Source organism: Mesorhizobium sp. M0854, from assembly GCF_040319815.1.
GTDB lineage: Bacteria > Pseudomonadota > Alphaproteobacteria > Rhizobiales > Rhizobiaceae > Mesorhizobium.
Genome location: NZ_JAMYOL010000067.1, coordinates 1 through 3,646, shown reverse-complemented (window position 1 = coordinate 3,646; position 3,646 = coordinate 1). Strand labels below are relative to the sequence as shown.

General features: G+C 57.8%; 4 protein-coding genes and 2 pseudogenes. 4 read left to right on the top strand and 2 right to left on the bottom strand.

Translation table 11 applies throughout. From position 1 onward, the window contains the following. A pseudogene (locus NKH99_RS32480) lies at positions 1–101 on the top strand (winged helix-turn-helix domain-containing protein); the annotation flags it as partial. A 219-nt stretch (positions 102–320) separates the two neighbouring features. Here NKH99_RS32480 and NKH99_RS32475 read toward each other — a convergent pair. Beyond that, entirely contained in the window at positions 321–482 is a 162-nt protein-coding gene (locus NKH99_RS32475; protein ID WP_353017944.1) for a hypothetical protein, read from the bottom strand. On the opposite strand from NKH99_RS32475, the gene NKH99_RS32470 reads away from it, so the two are divergent. The 3 genes and pseudogenes from NKH99_RS32470 to NKH99_RS32460 all read left to right on the top strand — a co-directional run. Next, positions 481–1,074, top strand: a complete 594-nt coding sequence (locus NKH99_RS32470; protein WP_353017942.1) for a hypothetical protein — start codon at positions 481–483, stop codon at positions 1,072–1,074. The two genes, NKH99_RS32475 and NKH99_RS32470, sit on opposite strands and share 2 nt — an antisense overlap. Before the next feature lie 443 nt (positions 1,075–1,517). Next, positions 1,518–2,741 carry an ATP-grasp domain-containing protein gene (locus tag NKH99_RS32465; RefSeq protein WP_353017940.1) on the top strand — a complete coding sequence of 408 codons (1,224 nt, stop codon included), beginning with the start codon at positions 1,518–1,520 and terminating at the stop codon, positions 2,739–2,741. Between the two features lie 60 nt (positions 2,742–2,801). Beyond that, positions 2,802–2,897, top strand: a pseudogene (locus NKH99_RS32460) (IclR family transcriptional regulator); the annotation flags it as partial. Positions 2,898–3,046: 149 nt separating this feature from the next. Here the strand turns inward: NKH99_RS32460 and NKH99_RS32455 are convergent. Further along, positions 3,047–3,646, bottom strand: a 600-nt coding sequence (locus NKH99_RS32455; RefSeq protein WP_353017938.1) for an IS630 family transposase, incomplete at its 5' end; no start/stop codon positions are given.

The following is a 3,646-nucleotide window of genomic DNA, read 5'->3' as shown; positions in this document are numbered from 1 at the left end:
GCGAGCAGACCTTGGGCCGCGAAGTGCGCTCGATGGGCTACCGCAAGCTCTCGGCTCGCCCCAGGCATCGTGCGCAGGATGCTGATGCGGCCGAGGCCTTCATGCAGCATGGTGCGTGTACCGATACTGACACCCCGGCGGGTCCAGACGACGAGCTGGGAAAGCGTGCGGTTGCTCCTAATAATCCAGCTTATATAGCGAGCTATTGTTTTTATACAGGATCATTCTGGCGCCCTCAACTGCCTCTTCAAAACCAAGACTTCCTCCAACAACGTGCTCGGTGAGTGCGGATTCCGACGTGAAGCCGGCCGCCATTCCGATCAAACACCGGCCACCATTCCGGTATGAAGCCGGCCACCATTCCAACCAAAGACCGGCCAGTTTTCGGCACTGAAGATTACCTCCTGGGTCAGCAACTTTGGCATCAAATACCTCGCTACGAGCGAGGAGATTTTGATGCCGGCAAAGAGAAGGCTGACCATGAGACAGTTGAGACAAATGCTTCGGCTTGCCGGAAGCGGGACCAGCTCCCGCGAGATTGCGGTCGTGCTGGGAATAGCACGCAGTACGGTGCAGGATAATCTGCGGCGTGCAGCGGCAATCGGGTTGAGTTGGCCCCTGCCAAGCGAGCTGACCGATGACGCGCTTGAGAACAAACTCTTCGCTCGCAATGGCGTCAAACAGGGTACGCGGCGGCGTACAGAGCCGAACTGGGCCCATCTTGCCGTCGAGCTCAAGAAGCCGGGCGTCACGCTCCTCATCTTGTGGGAGGAGTATCGAGGAAGCCATCCCGACGGATATGGCTACAGCCGGTTCTGCGAGCTCTTTCGCAGCTTCGAACAGCGGCTTTCCCCGACGATGCGCCAGGAACACGCCGCCGGCGACAAGGTCTTCGTGGACTATTCCGGAGCGATCAAAAGCCTCCATCACGCCGCCGACGCTCAACGCACCATCACGACCGCGCGGCCGGCCACCGAAAAATGGACACCCTTCCGCGACAGCCTGAGCGGCGAAACTGGGGAATTTTACTTCGGCACTTTTGGGGAAAATTCGAGTGGCATTGACGTTAGGTGACGATGCGCTAAGCGTGCTCGGGCAGGGTTTGCGCCAGTTCCTTGGCCGAAACGGGCGCCTGCCCGGCTTGCGCCGGACGAGCGAGGGAGGGCGGCCGCGGCCGCCGCTCATCGCGCCAGGCAATGTGCCCCCGACACCAGGAAAGCCGGAGCTCGCGCAAGGTCATTCGAGCGAGCCGCCTCGTCCCATAGCGTGTCGAGCTGATCACGGATAAGCTTCAGCTTCTGTCGATCGCGCATGGAGAGCGGCAGCTCGCCTGTCTGATGCTCCGGGCAAGCGTTGGCAACATAAATTCACAGAACTTTACCCCCTTAAATCCCCGCCACTGGTATGTTCGGCAGCAGTTAACGGCAGCCTGACCGCAAATCTGCGGTCCGCAGGGCAATAGAAAATACACGTTCAATTTGATGGACGCACATAACTCGACGAGGAGCGATCGAACAATGGCAAATAGAGCACTAATTATGATTGAAGGCGCCAGTAATGGACGTCTATTCGTAAAAGCATCTCGGCGCCTTAACATTAATCCAATAATTCTTTCTTCCGATCCAGGTCAGTACGAATATATTTCAGCGGAAAAAGGTGAGGCAATCCGCGTCGATACAAACGATCTCGATGCGCTTATCCGAGAATGTTCTCGGCTGCGTGCCACCTATGATATTGCCGGCATTACGTCCCCGTGGGAGTGGTTCTACGCGACAGCTGGCAAGCTCTGCAGGCATTTCGATCTCCCGGGACCGAACCCCTCATCAATTGAACGTTGCTGCGACAAATTCGTTCAACGGCAGCTTCTCGCCGAGGCTGGCGTTCCCATACCGGCCTATCGCGTGGCAGCGAATGCGACGGACATAGAAAGCGCTGTCGCGCAGATCGGCCTTCCGGCTATTGTAAAGCCAGCGGTAGGGAGCGGCAGCAGTGGTGTCCGATTGTGCCGCAATGTCGATGAGTTGGCCGAACATGCGAGCTATTTGTTGGGTGGGAAACACCCATGGCGGTCTCGGCCCAGGATACTCGTGGAAGAATTCGCGCAAGGTCCCTATTACAGCGTGGAGATAATGGGAGGTGAAATCATTGGGATTTCCGCCGGTGATTTCTGCCCGCCACCGCATTTCGTCTTTCGTGGTTACACGTATCCAGCGTGGCTGTGTAATGAGGAGCGCCAGCGAATAGCCGATGTTTGCCTGAGCTGTTTGCGGGCTCTTGGCCTCGGCTGGGGGCCAATGAACGTCGAAATTAGGTGGACGAGGCTTGGTCCCGTAGTGATTGAAGTCAATCCGCGTCTTGCCGGCACGCCTATCCCTCAACTGGTCCATGCCGCTGACGGTGTCGATCTGATCACCGAGCACATCAAGCTTGTCATCGGTGAGGAATGCGATTTGCGCAGAATGCATTCGCATACCGCGATCGCACGACTGCTAGTTCCGGATCGCGATGGCATCCTCGATTGGATCGAAGGCGCCAGTCGGGCGGCTGCTGAACCAGGTGTCGTGGAGGTCAACTTGCTTGCTGAACCGAAGACGCTGATTGTCAGGAGAGGCGATTACCGAGACTGTCTCGGATATGTCATCGCTGCTTCACGCGGTGTGGCTGAGACCGAGGCGATACTCCAGCGTGCCGTTGGCTTCATTGACTGGTCAATCGTACCACGTCCGGCTATCGGCGAATAGGACATTCAACTTCGCCGCTTCACGGACAGATCCGGACCGCCGGCGCATGCTATTGGCTAAGCCTTTCGGACGGCACGATGCCATGCTGTCCTTCAGAATGTCGCAGCAGAAATCGGCGAGCAGTGCGAGATTGGTATTGTTCGAAACAATGCTGTAGTTTGAGATGGGCCTCTTCCTTCTTTTGGGTCCGAAGCATCTGCTCTCCGACGGTGGGACTACGCTCCTAGCAGGATGCGTTTTGGCGACTTTTCGACATCCTCCTGACTACAAGCGAAAATTCGTACCAAAGAAGAATCCTTTCAGAACTAGTGGATCGAATCTAACACTTGGTGCCCGCGTTTGACGGCAGCGATGATCTTGTCTGGATCGGCGGTCCAAGTGAAGGGTTTAGGTTGCTGGTTGTGCTCTGCAACGAAGCGGTTGATCGCGGCCTGAAGGTCGACGACGGAGTGGAAGACGCCGCGCCTGAGACGACGCTTCGACAGTTTTGCGAAGAAGCCCTCAACCGCGTTGAGCCACGAGCATGAGGTCGGTGTGAAGTGGAAGGTGAAGCGCTGATGGTGGCCGAGCCAGGCACGCACCTTGGGGTGCTTGTGAGCGGCGTAGTTGTCGAGGACGACGTGGACGGCCTTGCGGGCCGGCACCTCGGCATCGATAGCGTTGAGGAAGCGGATGAATTCCTGATGACGATGGCGCTGCATGTTCCTGCCGATGACGGTGCCGTCGAGCACGTTGAGGGCGGCAAACAGGGTGGTCCTGCCGTTGCGCTTGTACTCGTGGGTCATGGTGCCGAGCCTACCCTTCTTCATGGGCAGGCCGCGCTGGGTGCGGTCGAGCGCCTGGATCTGGCTCTTCTCGTCGACCGACAGCACGATGGCGTGAGCCGGCGGATCAACATAGAGGCC